Origin of the sequence: Phytobacter diazotrophicus (assembly GCF_052061655.1) — a bacterium.
In the GTDB taxonomy this organism is placed as follows: Bacteria; Pseudomonadota; Gammaproteobacteria; order Enterobacterales; family Enterobacteriaceae; genus Phytobacter; species Phytobacter diazotrophicus.
This window is the reverse complement of sequence record NZ_CM125428.1, coordinates 4,473,892-4,489,177: the sequence shown is the minus strand read 5'-3', so window position 1 is coordinate 4,489,177 and position 15,286 is coordinate 4,473,892. Positions and strand designations below refer to the sequence as shown.

General features: G+C 52.5%; 15 protein-coding genes and 2 pseudogenes. 13 read left to right on the top strand and 4 right to left on the bottom strand.

Going from position 1 to position 15,286, the window contains the following annotated elements; genetic code table 11:
* Positions 1-161: 161 nt before the first annotated feature.
* Positions 162-395: pseudogene (locus ACS0RQ_RS21920) on the top strand (cysteine hydrolase family protein); the annotation flags it as partial.
* A gap of 55 nt (positions 396-450) precedes the next feature.
* Here the strand turns inward: ACS0RQ_RS21920 and ACS0RQ_RS21915 are convergent.
* On the bottom strand, positions 451-1,419 hold the full coding sequence (locus ACS0RQ_RS21915; protein ID WP_023279773.1) for an IS5 family transposase: 969 nt from the start codon (positions 1,417-1,419) through the stop codon (positions 451-453).
* Positions 1,420-1,452: 33 nt separating this feature from the next.
* On the opposite strand from ACS0RQ_RS21915, the pseudogene ACS0RQ_RS21910 reads away from it, so the two are divergent.
* The 3 genes and pseudogenes from ACS0RQ_RS21910 to ACS0RQ_RS21900 all read left to right on the top strand — a co-directional run.
* Positions 1,453-1,761, top strand: a pseudogene (locus tag ACS0RQ_RS21910) (isochorismatase family protein); the annotation flags it as partial.
* Between the two features lie 128 nt (positions 1,762-1,889).
* Positions 1,890-3,110 (top strand): peptide antibiotic transporter SbmA, encoded by a 1,221-nt coding sequence (gene sbmA / locus ACS0RQ_RS21905; RefSeq protein ID WP_271850689.1) that lies wholly within the window; start codon positions 1,890-1,892, stop codon positions 3,108-3,110.
* 12 nt (positions 3,111-3,122) lie between these two features.
* Positions 3,123-4,250, top strand: coding sequence for a DUF1615 domain-containing protein (locus tag ACS0RQ_RS21900; RefSeq protein WP_271850690.1), 1,128 nt, complete (start codon positions 3,123-3,125; stop codon positions 4,248-4,250).
* On the opposite strand, the gene ACS0RQ_RS21895 is transcribed toward ACS0RQ_RS21900, so the two are convergent.
* The gene (locus tag ACS0RQ_RS21895; protein ID WP_041852564.1) at positions 4,247-4,549 is read right to left on the bottom strand and encodes a YaiY family protein; all 303 of its coding nucleotides are present in this window, start codon (positions 4,547-4,549) and stop codon (positions 4,247-4,249) included. The two genes, ACS0RQ_RS21900 and ACS0RQ_RS21895, sit on opposite strands and share 4 nt — an antisense overlap.
* A gap of 253 nt (positions 4,550-4,802) precedes the next feature.
* Here ACS0RQ_RS21895 and ACS0RQ_RS21890 point away from each other — a divergent pair, with 253 nt between their 5' ends.
* The gene (locus tag ACS0RQ_RS21890) at positions 4,803-5,039 is read left to right on the top strand and encodes a DUF2754 family protein (protein ID WP_047371635.1); all 237 of its coding nucleotides are present in this window, start codon (positions 4,803-4,805) and stop codon (positions 5,037-5,039) included.
* Here ACS0RQ_RS21890 and ddlA read toward each other — a convergent pair.
* Entirely contained in the window at positions 5,036-6,136 is a 1,101-nt protein-coding gene (gene ddlA, locus ACS0RQ_RS21885; RefSeq protein WP_271850692.1) for a D-alanine--D-alanine ligase, read from the bottom strand. The two genes, ACS0RQ_RS21890 and ddlA, sit on opposite strands and share 4 nt — an antisense overlap.
* Positions 6,137-6,220: 84 nt before the next feature.
* On the opposite strand from ddlA, the gene ACS0RQ_RS21880 reads away from it, so the two are divergent.
* The 7 genes from ACS0RQ_RS21880 (at position 6,221) to ACS0RQ_RS21850 (ending at position 13,582) form a co-directional block, all read left to right on the top strand.
* The gene (locus tag ACS0RQ_RS21880) at positions 6,221-6,904 is read left to right on the top strand and encodes an extensin-like domain-containing protein (RefSeq protein ID WP_271850693.1); all 684 of its coding nucleotides are present in this window, start codon (positions 6,221-6,223) and stop codon (positions 6,902-6,904) included.
* Between the two features lie 170 nt (positions 6,905-7,074).
* Entirely contained in the window at positions 7,075-8,265 is a 1,191-nt protein-coding gene (locus ACS0RQ_RS21875; protein WP_041852687.1) for a multidrug efflux MFS transporter, read from the top strand.
* A gap of 257 nt (positions 8,266-8,522) precedes the next feature.
* On the top strand, positions 8,523-8,783 hold the full coding sequence (gene iraP / locus ACS0RQ_RS21870) for an anti-adapter protein IraP (protein ID WP_271850694.1): 261 nt from the start codon (positions 8,523-8,525) through the stop codon (positions 8,781-8,783).
* A gap of 100 nt (positions 8,784-8,883) precedes the next feature.
* Entirely contained in the window at positions 8,884-10,302 is a 1,419-nt protein-coding gene (phoA, locus tag ACS0RQ_RS21865; protein ID WP_271850695.1) for an alkaline phosphatase, read from the top strand.
* A 92-nt stretch (positions 10,303-10,394) separates the two neighbouring features.
* Positions 10,395-10,715, top strand: coding sequence for a phosphate starvation-inducible protein PsiF (gene psiF / locus ACS0RQ_RS21860; protein WP_132439366.1), 321 nt, complete (start codon positions 10,395-10,397; stop codon positions 10,713-10,715).
* A 90-nt stretch (positions 10,716-10,805) separates the two neighbouring features.
* Positions 10,806-11,918 carry a diguanylate cyclase AdrA gene (adrA, locus tag ACS0RQ_RS21855; RefSeq protein ID WP_334634061.1) on the top strand — a complete coding sequence of 371 codons (1,113 nt, stop codon included), beginning with the start codon at positions 10,806-10,808 and terminating at the stop codon, positions 11,916-11,918.
* A gap of 140 nt (positions 11,919-12,058) precedes the next feature.
* A complete protein-coding gene (locus ACS0RQ_RS21850) occupies positions 12,059-13,582 on the top strand; it encodes an FAD-dependent oxidoreductase (RefSeq protein ID WP_271850697.1) in 1,524 nt (507 codons plus the stop codon).
* Between the two features lie 45 nt (positions 13,583-13,627).
* On the opposite strand, the gene proC is transcribed toward ACS0RQ_RS21850, so the two are convergent.
* Complete coding sequence (gene proC, locus ACS0RQ_RS21845; RefSeq protein ID WP_071195854.1) at positions 13,628-14,434, bottom strand: pyrroline-5-carboxylate reductase; 807 nt, start codon at positions 14,432-14,434, stop codon at positions 13,628-13,630.
* A gap of 138 nt (positions 14,435-14,572) precedes the next feature.
* Here proC and ACS0RQ_RS21840 point away from each other — a divergent pair, with 138 nt between their 5' ends.
* Positions 14,573-15,037, top strand: a complete 465-nt coding sequence (locus ACS0RQ_RS21840) for a YaiI/YqxD family protein (protein WP_041852554.1) — start codon at positions 14,573-14,575, stop codon at positions 15,035-15,037.
* Positions 15,038-15,286: the final 249 nt, after the last annotated feature.

Sequence of the window (15,286 nt, the reverse complement as noted above, 5' to 3'; positions counted from 1 at the left end):
GTATTTATACTACCAGGCGGCATATTTCAAAGCACCGAAAAGCGCATTATTTCGCGAAATAACGTAACGAGGGGTAAACATGAACTTTTTTCCGGACCACAAAATAGCCGCTTCGTTGTGATACCCTTTTTCTTTCCGCAGCGAATTTCTGGAGGGGAGCAATGTCAGGTAAGCGAGTGGTGATGGTAGTGGATATGCAAAACGGGGTTTTTGCGACGCCACGTTTTCGACGCGAAGCGTGTGTGGCGCAGATAAATCAGCTCACACGGGCGGCGGATACGGTAATTTTCATCCAGCACATCGAAAGCGGTGGACTGGAAGAGGGGAGCGAAGGGTTCCAGTTACTGCCCGATCTTTACCAGCCTGCTAACGCTTTGTATGTCACCAAAACCGCGGCTTTGTTGAATAAATCAGATTTCGGGTAAGTCTCCCCCGTAGCGGGTTGTGTTTTCAGGCAATACGCACGCTTTCAGGCATACCTGCTTTCGTCATTTTGTTCAGCGCTCGTACCAGGGCCATAGCCTCCGCAACCTGACCATCGTAGTCACGCAGCGTCAGTGACCCCCCGAACAGCTGTTTTACCCGGTACATTGCCGTTTCCGCTATCGAGCGACGGTTGTAATCTGTTGTCCATTTCCACCGCGCATTACTCCCGGTCATTCGCTGATTAGCCACTGCACGGTTACGGTCTGCATATTCACCGGGCCAGTAACCCGCACCTTTTCGGGGAGGGATAAGCGCGCTGATTTTCTTACGCCGCAGTTCATCGTGACAGAGCCGGGTGTCGTAAGCGCCGTCTGCCGATGCTGCCCTGATTTTTCTGTGAGTCTGCCGGATAAGACCCGGGAAGGCTTCTGAGTCCGTCACATTGTTCAGCGACAGGTCTGCACAGATGATTTCATGTGTGTTGCTGTCAACGGCTAGATGCAACTTTCGCCATATACGACGGCGTTCTTTGCCGTGTTTTTTGACTTTCCATTCGCCTTCACCAAAGACCTTCAGCCCGGTGGAATCAATCACCAGATGCGCGATTTCACCCCGGGTGAACGTTTTGAAACTGACATTAACCGACTTTGCGCGCTTGCTGACACTGGTGTAATCCGGGCAGCGCAACGGAACATTCATCAGTGTAAAAATGGAATCAATAAAACCCTGTGCAGCCCGCAGGGTCAACCTGAACACGCGTTTAATGACCAGCACAGTCGTGATGGCAAGGTCAGAATAGCGCTGAGGTCTGCCTCGTGAAGAAGGTGTTGCTGACTCATACCAGGCCTGAATAGCTTCATCATCCAGCCAGAAAGTTATGGAGCCACGGTTGATGAGGGCTTTATTGTAGGTGGGCCAGTTGGTGATTTTGAACTTTTGCTTTGCCACGGAACGGTCTGCGTTGTCGGGAAGATGCGTGATCTGATCCTTCAACTCAGCAAAAGTTCGATTTATTCAACAAAGCCCAAAACCGCCTGTGACAGCTTTTACCGTACCCGGCTGGCGGATGTTTTACGCGAGCACGATATCTCTGCATTCGTCATGTGCGGCTGTGCGACAGATTATTGCCTCGATACCACGCTGAAAAATGGTGCCAGCCGTGGGTATTCAATTACCGTAGCCGAAGACGCCCATACGACAGCCAACCGGCCAGCAGCCCCGGCTGAAACACTCATCGCCCATTATAATGAAGTCTGGCGCACACTTACGGTGCCGGATAACCCCGTTTTTGTGAAACCCGTCGAAACAATTCTTCACGAGTGGCAAACGAACTAAGGCGTTACGCTCAGGTCTGATTCTACAGTTCTCACAACGCTCCCCCACTGCAGGACGCTCCTGTGGCGGAGGTGTGTTGTGCGCCGTATGAGTAATGCAGAAAAATAAGAAGTGAGCAGGAGAGTATTATGTTTAAGTCTTTTTTCCCAAAGCCGAAGCTGTTCTTTCTTTCGGCCTTTATTTGGGCACTGATCGCAGTCGTTTTCTGGCAGGCCGGTGGGCAGGCCTGGATAATGCGGCTGGTTGGCGCTTCTGAGGATGTTCCCATCAGCGCGGCGCGCTTCTGGTCCCTGAACTTCCTGCTGTTTTATGCCTACTACGCATTATGCGTTGGCCTCTTTGCGCTATTCTGGTTTTTCTACGCACCGCATCGCTGGCAGCGCTGGTCAATCCTGGGAACGGCCTTAATCATTTTTGTGACCTGGTTTCTGGTTGAAATCAACGTCGCAATTAACGCGTGGTACGCGCCATTTTACGATCTTATTCAAAAAGCGCTGAGTGCGCCGAATAAAGTCAGTATTGGTCAGCTTTATAGCGAAATCGGCGTCTTTTTGTGGATTGCCCTGATTGCGGTAACCGTTGCGGTGCTGAACAACTTCTTCGTGAGCCACTATGTTTTTCGCTGGCGTACGGCGATGAACGAATTTTATATGGAGCACTGGGACCAGTTGCGCCATATCGAAGGGGCGGCGCAGCGTGTTCAGGAAGACACCATGCGTTTTGCTTCTACGCTTGAAGACATGGGTGTTAGCTTTATCAATGCGGTCATGACGTTGATTGCTTTTTTACCGGTTCTGGTGGCACTGTCGCCACACGTACAGGAGCTGCCGCTGGTGGGGCATCTGCCGTATGGTCTGGTGATTGCGTCCATCGCCTGGGCGCTCTCCGGCACCTTTTTATTGGCGTTTGTCGGGATTAAACTGCCGGGGCTGGAGTTCAAAAATCAGCGCGTGGAAGCCGCATATCGTAAAGAACTGGTGTATGGCGAAGATGATGCCAACCGTGCGAAACCTCATACAGTGAAAGAGCTCTTTTCTGCCGTTCGCCGTAACTATTTCCGTCTTTATTTCCACTATATGTATTTCAATATTGCCCGTATTTTGTATCTGCAGGTTGACGTGGTGTTCGGTCTGGTCGTCCTTTTCCCGACCATCGCCGCCGGGGCGATTACTTTTGGTCTGATGCGCCAAATCACAAACGTATTTGAACAGGTGCGCAGTTCATTCCAGTATCTGATAGCCTCCTGGACCACGCTAGTGGAACTTATGTCCATCTATAAACGTTTGCGCAGCTTTGAAAGCGAGTTGAATGCACCGCCAGCATCGCAAATGACCAACACTTTCAGTTGAGCAAGGAACGATATGCCTGTTTGCGCGCCGCGTCTTATCGCGACCACAATGACACTGCTGGCGGGAATGATTCTCGCCGGTTGTACGACACCGAAAAACACAACCAGTGCAGAAAAAGAGACGAAGGAGGCCGAAGCGGAGAAGCCCCGCGATGTGGCGAGCGTGGTCAGAGAAAAAATGCCCGCGAGTGTGAAAGACCGGGATGCGTGGGCGCAAGATATTGCCACCACTTTTAGCAGCCAGTCGATTGCACCGACGCTGGAAAATATCTGTTCGGTGCTGGCGGTTGCGCAGCAGGAGTCTAACTATCAGGCCGATCCGCAGGTGCCGGGGCTGAATAAAATTGCCTGGAAAGAGATTGACCGCCGTGCGGCACGTTTACATATCCCACTTGCCCTTGTACACACCGCGCTGAAAATTGAATCGCCCAATGGCAAAAGCTATAGCGAGCGTCTGGACAAGGTTCGCACCGAAAAACAGTTGAGTGAAATTTTCGACGATTTTATCAGCGTCGTGCCGATGGGTCAGACGCTTTTTGGTTCTTATAACCCGGTGCATACCGGTGGGCCTATGCAAATTAGCGTTGCGTTTGCCGAGAAACACACCGACGGCTACCCGTGGAAAATGGAAGGCACGGTGCGACAAGAGGTCTTTACCCGTCGCGGTGGCTTGTGGTTTGGCACATACCACCTGCTCAATTATCCGGCAAATTACACAGCTCCCCTTTATCGCTTTGCTGATTTTAATGCCGGACATTACGCCAGCCGTAACGCGGCATTCCAGAATGCACTAAGCAAAGCGACCGGCGTTAAACTGGCGCTGGACGGCGATCTGATTCAGTACGGCAGCAACGATGCAGGTGCAACGGAGCTGGCAGCCAGAAAACTGGGGGCGAAACTGGGGATGAGCGACAGAGATATCCGCCGCCAGTTACAAACCGGCGACAGTATTGCCTTAGAGAAAACGGCGTTATACCAGAATGTTTATCATCTGGCAGAACAGAAGGCCGGGAAGACGTTACCGCGAGAAATGCTGCCGGGGATCCAACTCGAAAGCCCGAAGATCACACGTAACCTTACAACTGCCTGGTTTGCTAAGCGTGTCGATGACCGTCGGGCGCAATGTATGATGAAAAACTAATGATGGCGTCGCCAGCGCAATACCAGGGCAATCACGCCCAGAAATGCGCTGCCAATCAGGAAAGGCACCAGACCAAAAATGGTGCCTACACCTAACCCCATCTCAACGTGTGGTCGGTTGGTGTCCTGCATTTGCATCAAATGTTCAAAGACCCCGGGCGCATGCACCAACAGGTTCAGCAGTTGCGCGCCTGCCCAGAAGCAGAGCAGCACAAACACGGCATAAGCGATATTACCGGGCGTAGAGGCGTCGCGAGTTTTTTTACCCGAAAAGGGTTTCGACAGGGTAAAGTCAGCCATATAGACCTCCGCTACGTTTAATTACGTCGGCTCAGAGCCAGTGAATCAGTGTAATTTTGACAGTTCGATTAAATTGTCAACATCGGAATGGTGATAATTTCGCAGCGGGAATGATTCCGGATGTGTAAATTTTGTACGCGCTCACATTTCTGTAACATTTTGACCATCAAATTAACATTTCAGAATTTCCGTATGCGCCACAGACGTGCCATGACAAATATGCGAGGATGGCGTTTTTATTGCCGGAGTTGTCATGAAGCTGCCTTCAAAAATACGCCGTGACTGGCACTACTATGCGTTTGCGATTGGTTTGATCTTTATTCTGAATGGCGTTGTGGGTTTGCTGGGTTTTGAAACGAAAGGCTGGCAAAACTATGCCGTCGGGCTGGTGACCTGGGTTATCAGTTTCTGGCTTGCCGGGTTTATCATTCGCCGCCGCCCCGAAGAAAATGAAGAAGCGGCGAATGAGGAAGAAAAAACGCAGGATTAACCGTTCATCGAACTTTTCAGCGCGCTATCAGCCTGATGGCGCGCCACAGCCAGTTCAATCAGGCGCGTGATCAAATCGGTGTAGCCGAGACCGCTCGCCTGCCACAGTTTCGGGTACATGCTGATATTGGTGAAACCGGGCAATGTATTGATCTCATTAATAATCACTTTGTTGTCCGGTGTCAGGAAGACGTCGACGCGTGCCATACCCGCGCAGCCCAGAGTCTGATATGCCTGTACGGCGATGGCGCGAATATGATCATTCACTTCGGGGGCGATCGCCGCCGGTACAACCACTTGCGCACCGTTATCGTCAATGTATTTGGTGTCGTAAGCGTAAAACTCACTGTTAAGCACAATTTCGCCACAGGTACTGGCTTGCGGATCGTCATTACCCAGCACCGCACATTCGATCTCGCGACCGGTGATGCCGGTTTCGACCACCACTTTATGGTCAAATTCGAACGCCAGGCTGACGGCGGCATGGTACTGCGCTTCGTTGGTGACTTTACTGACGCCAACGGAAGAGCCCTGGTTGGCTGGTTTTACAAACAGCGGCAGCCCAAGTTTCGCCTGTATCTCAGAGAACGTCATACGATCGCGATTACTGCGGGTTAAGGTGACAAACGGCGCAATAGCGAGACCCGCATCACGGAGCAGACGTTTGGTCACGTCTTTGTCCATGCAGGCGGCGGAGCCCAGCACATCTGAGCCGACAAACGGCAGGTTTGCCATGCGCAGCAGGCCCTGTAGCGTACCGTCTTCACCCTGCGTACCATGGACAATCGGGAAAATCACATCCACTTGTGGGAAGGGTTTGGCATCCGTGGCATTCATCAGTTGCTGTGACGGTTGTCCCGGCACCAGCGCAACGCTGCTTTCAGAGGGATTAAGTGCAATTCGCGCCGGATCGCTGGCATTTTGCAGATAATTATTCGCGTCGTTGATATGCCACTGACCCTGCTTATCGATCCCCAGCAATACAACATCGAAACGCGATTTATCCATTGCATCGACGATATTTTTTGCCGATTGCAGCGACACTTCATGTTCAGCCGATTTGCCGCCGAACACGACCCCTACCCGCAGTTTTGCCATCTCAACTTTCACTCACATGAATCAGAAAGCACATACCATATCACTTCTGCCATACTGTTTTGCAGTGATTAATGGAGGGGATGCGTGAAAGGGAAAGGCTTCATCGGTTTGTTTATTTTGCTCGGCGGACTGGCGGCGGGTTGGCGCTATTTGCCTGCCTACTACAACCCCTTCGCACCATTACAACTTAATGATCCGCCTGGCCGCATTACCCAGTTTAAGTTACGCCGGCTCGAACCGGGGCAATGCGTTGAGTTGCTGCAGCAGGCAAACCAGCAGCAACTCATTTCTTCAACATCTGTCGCCGATACCCAGGGTGACTGTCCGCTGAACAATGTGGTACGGGTGCGCGATTTTGGCCCGGTCAAACTCAGCAGCACTTTTCTTGCCAGTTGCCCGCTGGCACTCAGTTCAGCGCTTTTTGTTGAACAACAGGCCCGGCCGCTAACGCAGCAATTTATGGGCAGTCCGCTCATACGCATCGACCATCTGGGCAGTTACGCGTGCCGTAATATCTATAATCGACCCGATGCCCGTCTTAGCGAACACGCCACTGCCGAAGCGCTGGATATCAGCGGTTTTCATCTGGCAAACGGTCAACAGGTAACGGTACTGCGAGGCTGGACGCGCGATGATACGCACCCCTGGCTACAGGCGATGTTGAGCGCGAGTTGTGGGTATTATGGCAATGGTCTTGGGCCGGAGTACAACGCGGCGCACGCCAACCATTTTCATCTTGGAATGCGTGGATTTGGGCTATGCCGCTAAAGCATAAACTACCGTGATAAGTGTGGTTGATATTCAGGGCTGTGGTCTGTGGCAGAATAGAGAAGATAAAACACCAAAAAAAAGCTAATCGCACCTCTGGTGCGTATTCTTATTACTGTTCTTGTTAACCTGTGTCTCATTTGCCAAAAACTGAATACTAATTGCTGTTTATGGAATCCTGGAGAATTAACCTTATTTCCGTATGGTTCGGCTGTTTTTTCACCGGTCTTGCCATCAGTCAAATCTTACCGTTCTTACCCTTATATGTCTCCCAACTGGGGGTCTCTTCTCACGAAGCGTTGTCGATGTGGTCCGGGTTGACCTTTAGTGTCACGTTTATGGTTTCCGCGATAGTTTCACCGCTATGGGGCAGCCTTGCTGACAGAAAAGGGCGCAAGTTAATGTTGTTGCGCGCCTCTCTGGGGATGGCAATCGCCATTTTACTGCAGGCTTTTGCGACAAATGTCTGGCAGTTGCTGATCTTACGTGGCGTCATGGGGCTCACGTCTGGTTATATTCCCAATGCGATGGCGCTGGTCGCCTCTCAGGCTCCCCGTGAGCGTAGCGGTTGGGCCCTAAGCACACTCTCGACGGCGCAAATCAGTGGGGTGATTGGCGGGCCGTTAATGGGCGGTTTTCTGGCGGACCATTTTGGTTTACGAACCGTTTTCTTAATTACCGCAACACTGCTGATCGTCAGTTTTCTGGTCACACTGTTTCTGATCAAAGAGGGGGCGCGTCCTAAGGTCAGCAAGGCGCAACGGCTGAGCGGCAAGGCCGTTTTTTCCTCGCTACCTTATCCGGGCCTGGTGATCAGTCTTTTTCTGACGACGCTGGTTATCCAGTTATGCAATGGCTCTATCGGGCCTATCCTGGCGCTGTTTATCCAGTCTATGACGCCCGACAGCAGCAATATCGCCTTCCTCAGCGGGATGATTGCCGCCGTACCGGGTGTTTCCGCGCTGATCTCGGCGCCGCGTCTGGGAAAACTGGGCGATCGAATTGGTACGGCGCGCATTCTGATGGCAACGCTAGTCTGCGCCGTGGTGCTATTTTTCGCCATGTCGTTTGTCACCTCGCCGCTACAACTGGGCATTCTGCGTTTTATGCTTGGCTTCGCCGACGGTGCGATGCTTCCCGCCGTTCAAACGCTGCTGCTTAAATATTCCAGCGACCAGGTGACCGGACGTATTTTTGGCTATAACCAGTCGTTTATGTATCTGGGTAACGTGGTCGGGCCGCTGATGGGGGCGTCTGTCTCGGCGATGGCCGGATTCCGCTGGGTATTTGTCGCCACGGCGCTGGTGGTTTTATGCAATATCTGGCAACTGGCGCTGGCATTACGTAAAGCGCGACGTTGAACGAATATCCAGATCGAAAGCTTCTGGCTCCGGTCTGGATATAAATTTTCTTTATAGAAAAATATATTCTTTTATCTCCCGCCTCGCTTTGACACAGAAATAAATTTGCGTCTATATCATAGAAACGTTTCGTTACTGGGTTTCCTGTTTTACGGTTCTACATAGCGCAAATTTAGCGAAAAATAATAGATGCATCCACTTTGCAACTACAGAACAGAATGCTAACGTCATCGAATATCACATAAGGAAATAGCGCTATGAAAAATCTCATTGCAGAGCTGTTGGTAAAACTCGCGGAAAAGGAAGAGGAATCCAAAGAACTGGTTGCGCAGGTGGAAGCGCTGGAGATCGTTGTCACTGCACTTTTGCGTCAGATGGCGCTGCCTGAGCAACAGGCGCTTATCCAGAGTATTGAAGGCGCGATGGATGATGTTCATCCGGGAACGGACGTTTCCGATCAGGATACGGAGTTGCTGCAACAGTATATAAAAAAGCTTTTAAGGCACCCGCGCAACTGAGACTTTGAGATAAGTCACGCTGTCATCTCACTGTCATACGCGGTGCCTATAGTCGCTCTGTTTTATTTCTTTTTAAGTATTTATACACGGAGAAAATAAAGTGAAACAGAGCGCACTATTCGTCGCCTTATTCCCTATTTTGTTTACCCCTTCTATTTATGCGGATACTACTTCCGCCACCACTGTGCTTGAGAATCGTGCCGCGCAGGGTGATATTACGACGCAAGGCGGCGCCCGCCGTTTAATTGCCGATCAAACTGACGCAATCCGTTCCTCGCTCAATGACAAACCGGCTAAAAATATTATTCTGCTGATCGGTGATGGCATGGGTGATTCAGAAATTACCGCTGCGCGAAATTATGCCGAAGGGGCGGGCGGTTATTTTAAAGGTATCGATGCGTTACCACTGACGGGTCAGTACACGCATTACGCGCTGGATAAGAAAACGGGCAAACCCGATTACGTGACCGACTCTGCGGCATCCGCCACGGCATGGTCTACCGGCGTGAAAACCTATAACGGCGCCCTGGGCATCGATATCCACGAAAAAGATCATATGACGATTCTGGAGATGGCAAAGGCCGCGGGTCTTGCTACCGGTAACGTCTCTACCGCTGAATTGCAGGATGCTACGCCTGCCGCGCTTGTTTCCCATGTGACGTCGCGTAAATGCTACGGCCCGAGCGTTACCAGTGAAAAATGTGCCAGCAATGCGCTGGAGAAAGGTGGCAAAGGTTCCATCACTGAGCAGTTGTTGAATGCGCGTGCCGATGTCACTCTCGGCGGCGGTGCGAAAACCTTTAGTGAAACGGCAACCGCCGGTGAGTGGAAAGGCAAAACGTTGCGTGAGCAGGCACAGGCGCGTGGCTATCAGTTAGTGGGGGACGCCTCGACGCTGGCGGCTATCACCGAAGCGAATCAGGATAAACCGCTACTGGGGCTGTTCTCCGATGGCAACATGCCGGTTCGTTGGGAAGGCCCGAAAGCCACATTACACGGTAATCTCGATAAACCTGCGGTGACCTGCACGCCAAATGCTAAACGTACCGATAGCGTACCGACGCTGGCGCAGATGACCGAAAAAGCGATCGACCTGCTGAGCAAAAACGAGAAAGGTTTCTTCCTGCAGGTGGAAGGCGCATCGATCGATAAACAAGATCATGCTGCCAACCCGTGTGGTCAGATTGGTGAAACCGTAGACCTCGACGAAGCCGTGCAAAAAGCGCTGGCCTTCGCCAAAAAAGATGGCAACACGCTGGTCATCGTTACCGCTGACCATGCTCACGCCAGCCAGATTATCCCGCCTGACACCAAAGCGCCTGGCTTGAGCCAGTTGCTGAACACCAAAGACGGTGCTGTGATGGCGATAACCTATGGTAACTCTGAGGAAGAGTCGATGGAGCATACCGGTACGCAGGTTCGTCTGGCAGCCTATGGTCCACACGCGGCTAACGTTGTAGGCCTGACCGATCAGACCGACCTGTTCTTCACCATGAAAAACGCGCTTGGGCTGAAATAAGTTACTGCCCGGTGGGAAATCTCTCCTGCCGGGTGGTTTTTTCTCCATGACAGACCATCCTTAAGGGGCAAGGCTTACAAAAGGATGGTGCTATGAAAATAACATTACTTGTTACGCTCCTGTTCGGCCTGGTGTTTGTTACTGCACTGAGTGCCGCTGAGAAGACCCTTACCCCTCAACAACAACGTATGACCCTCTGCAATCAACAGGCTACGGCGCAGACCCTTTCCGGCGATGCTCGCAAGCGGTACATGAGCGATTGCCTGAAAAATACCAAAACCGAGCCCGGACAAAAAAGTTTGAGTCCTCAGCAGCAAAAAATGCGCGAATGCAACGCACAGGCGACGCAGCAGTCGCTTAAAGGTGAAGATCGCAGCAAATTTATGAGTGGCTGCCTGAAAAAAACAGGCTAATCCAAACGGGTGAGCTCGCCACGCGACTCACCCGAAATTTCATACTTTCCCCGCATGGCCCCTCTCTATAATTTGGGAAAATGTTTCAGAATGTTCCCAATAATGATGAATGATAATAACTTTTATACAACAGAGAGTGGCAAGGAGAGACGTAGCGCTCTGCACGATGACGATCCCCATTCCATGGGGCTCCAGTTCGCGCAGCGGGAACGGCTGCCACGGGCGGTGGGGCTGGCTTGCCTGTTTATGCCGCTCGCTGGGGTACTGGTATTACAGCCGGTTGCGGGAGGCTGGTGGATTTTATTGGTTTTATGGACTTTCGTCTGGCCGCATCTCGCCTGGCAACTGGCGGCCCGCTCAAGCGATCCCTACGCCAGTGAAACCCATAATTTGAAGGCAGATGCCCTGCTGGCTGGAATGTGGATGGGGCTAATCGGCGTAAACCTGCTTCCCTCTATCGCCATGGCAATGGTGGTTTTTATCACTACGATGGGGGCGGGTGGGCCGCGACTGTGTCTTGCCGGCGTTATCCTGATGGCGGTTGCCTGCCTGGTCACACTCCAGCTTACGGGTATTGCCATTACCCCCGATAGCTCGTCACTGATTATCTGCCTGACGGTGCCGGTACTTCTGCTGTATCCACTCCTCTTTTCCTGGGTGACTTTCCGTAACGCCGCGAGGCTTGAGGAGCATAAACGCCGCCTGCAGGTGATGAGTATTCGTGACGGTATGACTGGCGTTTACAATCGTCGCCATTGGGAAAGTCTTTTGCGTGATGAATTTGATGATTGTCGCCGTCATCAACGGATCGCGACGCTGTTGCTGATCGATGTCGATCATTTCAAAACTATTAACGATACCTGGGGTCATGACGTGGGTGATGAGGCGATCATTGCCATCACCCGTCACCTGCAACTCACTTTGCGCGGTAGCGATCTGATTGGGCGTTTCGGTGGTGATGAATTCGCCGTCATCATGTGCGGCACACCGCCTGAAAACGCTATTGCAGCCATGGAGCGTGTTCATGACCGCCTTACCGCCTTCCGCCTGCCTTCTGCTCCGCAACTGGCGCTGCAAATCAGCGTCGGTGTTGCCCCTCTGAGCGAAGAAATGACCCACTACCGGGAGTGGCTAAAATCTGCCGACCTGGCGTTATACAAAGCGAAAAAAGCCGGGCGCAATCGCACCGAAGTGGCCGCCTGACTCCTCGCCTGGTTGCTATAGGCCTATTCTCTGCCAGGCTTAACAGGTCATCATTACAGATTGAGTGCTTTTTATTTCCTCGTGGTGTGCGCTGTCTGGCGTTACGTCCGTATCTCCAACACTGACACGAGAGCAATGTTATGAGCTACCAATACGTCTTAGATATCAATTCACTACCGGAAAACAAGCCGGTAAAAGTCGAAGTGGCGGGTACCGCCATGATCCTCATTCGCACCTTAACGCAGGTGCGCGCATTCCAGAGCAAATGTCCCCATGCGGGAGCTCCCCTTGAAAAAGGGGCTGTCTGCGAAGGGCGCCTGGTTTGTCCGTGGCACAAAGCTGAATTCGACATTAAGAATGGACAGTGGCTTGAGCCGCTTGCGCTGACCAGCCTTAAACAATATCCGGTACTGCTGGAACAAAACCGCGTTCTGGTCAATCCACGCTCGATGTCCCCTGCCAGCAGGCCACTGATCCGCGGTGAGCAGGAACAGACCACGGTTATTTTGGGTACCGGGGCAGCCGGGAGTTCCGCCGCCATAACGCTGCGCGACGCGGGCTATAGCGGGCGTTTAGTGCTTATCGATAAAGAGAACGATGCCCCCTATGACCGTACGGCACTGAGCAAATTTGTCCCCGCGGGCAAAATGAAAATCAGTGAAGTGCCGCATGTGCTTGATGATGCGTTTTACCAGCAGCCGGGCGTTGAAAGCCTGCGAGAAGAGGTGACCGACCTCCACAGCCGTGAGCACTTTCTTATCCTGGCCAGCGGGCAAAGGCTCCATTTTGACAAACTGTTGTTGGCGACCGGCGGGCAACCGCTGTGTCCTGATATTGAAGGTAACCACCTGCAAGGCGTTCATGTTCTGCGAGATCTCCATCAGGCACAGCAGTTGCTCAACGATGTGGAGCAGGAACATCAATTAGTGATCATCGGCAACAGCTTTATTGCCATGGAGCTGGCGGCAGCCTTACGTAACCAGGATATTGACGTGACGGTGGTGTCGCGCCACGAATTGCCTTTTGTTCCGCAGTTTGGTGAAGAGATAGGCCAACACTTTCTCAATATGCATAAGCAGAATGGCGTGAAATTTGTGACCGGTGAACCGGCGGCACTGGAGGGTAACGGGCATGTGCAGGGGGTACGCCTGAAAAATGGCCTTACGCTGCCTGCACATGTGGTGGTGTTTGCCACCGGGGTTCGTCCGTTTACCGATCTGGCCCATGATCTTCACCATGAAGAAGACGGTAGCCTGACGGTGGATGAAACCTTATGTGCCGCGCCGGGAGTGTGGGCGGTAGGCGATATCGCCAGTTATCCGGCGCCGGAAGGCAGACGGCGAATTGAACACTGGCGCGTGGCGCAGCAGCAGGGGAGACTGGCGGCAAAAAATATGCTGGGTGAGCACCATGCATTTGATCGGGTGCCATTTTTCTGGACCACTCATTTCGGTACGCGCTTCGAATATCTGGGTTATGCGCGGGAATGGGACAGTGTAAAAATGCTTGGTTCGTTTGAGGATAAGCGTTTTGCGGTGCTTTATGGCGAAGAGGGGATGCTGAAAGCGGTACTAAGCTGCGGTGAAAATACCGCAACGGCACAATTGTTGGTGAAAATGCAGCAGCCGATGCCTCTGCGTCAGGCCAGTGAGATGCTGGCGTAGCACAGTGCTTGCGCCGCGGGTGGCCCCGGCGGCGCAAGCACGGTCTTATTTACTCATCTGTTCGGATTTCGCCATACAGGCCTGAATGGCGTCGATAACGGCCGCGCGGAAGCCTTTCTCTTCCAGTACCTTGACCGCTTCAATGGTCGTACCGCCGGGGGAACAGACCATGTCTTTCAACTCTCCCGGATGTTTGCCGGTTTCCAGCACCATTTTCGCCGATCCCATCACCGCCTGCGCGGCAAACTTGTATGCCTGTGCGCGTGGCATTCCGCCCAGCACGGCGGCATCGGCCATGGCTTCGATAAACATAAACACATACGCCGGGGCGGAACCACTGACGCCTACCACCGGGTGAATCATCGGTTCGGCAATAACCTCAGCGGCACCAAAGCAGCGGAAGATGTTAAGTACGTCGGCGATATCTTCCGGTGTCACCAGGGCGTTCGGCGTGATGGAGGTCATACCGGCATTTACCAGCGACGGTGTGTTAGGCATGGTGCGGACGATTTTCCGATCGTGGCCCAACGCCCGCGCCAGTTGATCGAGGGTGACGCCTGCGGCAATCGACACGACCAGAGACTCTTTGTTCAGGCTGGATGCGACGTCGCTAAGAACCTTGACCATAATATTCGGTTTTACGGCGCCAAAGACAATGTCGGCTATCTGGGCGACTTCCTGCGCGCTCTGCGCGGCGTTAATGCCGTACTGGTCATGCAGTGCGGCGACTTTTTCTGGCGATGGGGTATAGACCCAGACCTGTCCAGGCTGTACCTGACCGCTGGCGATCAGACCGCCGAGAATGGCTTTGCCCATGTTACCGCAGCCGATAAAACCGATTTTTTTCTCCATTACGTCTGTCTCTCTGCTGTTACGTATTGTGAGGTATAGCTTAACGTGGAAAGGCTTACAGGGCGAAAGCTTAACGTCATGCTTTGCGAAGCGGGGCATTTAACGCGACAATGCCCGAAATGAGAGTGAGGAGCGATAATGGCGATTTGGGTTGATGCGGACGCCTGTCCGAATGTGATTAAAGAGATTCTGTTTCGTGCAGCCGAGCGCACACAAACGCCAGTGACGCTGGTGGCGAACCAAAATATCCGTGTGCCCCCCTCGCGCTTTATCCGTTCCGTGCGCGTTGCAGCGGGGTTTGATGTCGCAGATAACGAAATTGTGCGTCTGTGTGAGGCGGGCGATCTGGTGATCACCGCAGACATCCCATTGGCGGCGGAAGTCTTAGCCAAAGGCGCGGCAGCCGTTAACCCGCGCGGCGAGCGCTACACCGAAGCGACGATTCGCGAACGTCTGACGATGAGAGATTTTATGGATACGCTGCGTGCCAGCGGGATTCAGACCGGCGGTCCGGATAGCCTGTCCCAGCGTGACCGCCAGCAATTTGCCGCGCAACTGGATAAATGGCTGCTTGAGCGCCAGCGCCGCAAGGCTGACGAGTAGTAGCATCAACGGTTATATGAATATGTTACGCTAAACGAGCCTGTGGGCTTGTCAACAGGCAATCTTTTAAAGTAAGGTTATCGCTACATAGGTTGCATTAAAATCTTTACACTCAAATGTGGCGTCGTCTCTGGGTTCTAATGAGGAAGGATGCAAGTTGTTTTTGAAGCGTAACGATTTGTTTACGATCACTCAACGCCCGGCAGGGTGATTTACCGTTATCTTATTTTTCTTTTTTTCACCTTGCGA

Excerpts from the sequence above, each read along its gene's own strand:
- sbmA (WP_271850689.1), top strand. The coding sequence starts at position 1,890 with ATGTTTAAGTCTTTTTTCCCAAAGCCGAAGCTGTTCTTTCTTTCGGCC.
- ACS0RQ_RS21900 (WP_271850690.1), top strand. The coding sequence starts at position 3,123 with ATGCCTGTTTGCGCGCCGCGTCTTATCGCGACCACAATGACACTGCTG.
- ACS0RQ_RS21895 (WP_041852564.1), bottom strand. The coding sequence starts at position 4,549 with ATGGCTGACTTTACCCTGTCGAAACCCTTTTCGGGTAAAAAAACTCGC.
- ACS0RQ_RS21890 (WP_047371635.1), top strand. The coding sequence starts at position 4,803 with ATGAAGCTGCCTTCAAAAATACGCCGTGACTGGCACTACTATGCGTTT.
- ddlA (WP_271850692.1), bottom strand. The coding sequence starts at position 6,136 with ATGGCAAAACTGCGGGTAGGGGTCGTGTTCGGCGGCAAATCGGCTGAA.
- ACS0RQ_RS21875 (WP_041852687.1), top strand. The coding sequence starts at position 7,075 with ATGGAATCCTGGAGAATTAACCTTATTTCCGTATGGTTCGGCTGTTTT.
- iraP (WP_271850694.1), top strand. The coding sequence starts at position 8,523 with ATGAAAAATCTCATTGCAGAGCTGTTGGTAAAACTCGCGGAAAAGGAA.
- psiF (WP_132439366.1), top strand. The coding sequence starts at position 10,395 with ATGAAAATAACATTACTTGTTACGCTCCTGTTCGGCCTGGTGTTTGTT.
- adrA (WP_334634061.1), top strand. The coding sequence starts at position 10,806 with ATGTTCCCAATAATGATGAATGATAATAACTTTTATACAACAGAGAGT.
- ACS0RQ_RS21850 (WP_271850697.1), top strand. The coding sequence starts at position 12,059 with ATGAGCTACCAATACGTCTTAGATATCAATTCACTACCGGAAAACAAG.
- proC (WP_071195854.1), bottom strand. The coding sequence starts at position 14,434 with ATGGAGAAAAAAATCGGTTTTATCGGCTGCGGTAACATGGGCAAAGCC.
- ACS0RQ_RS21840 (WP_041852554.1), top strand. The coding sequence starts at position 14,573 with ATGGCGATTTGGGTTGATGCGGACGCCTGTCCGAATGTGATTAAAGAG.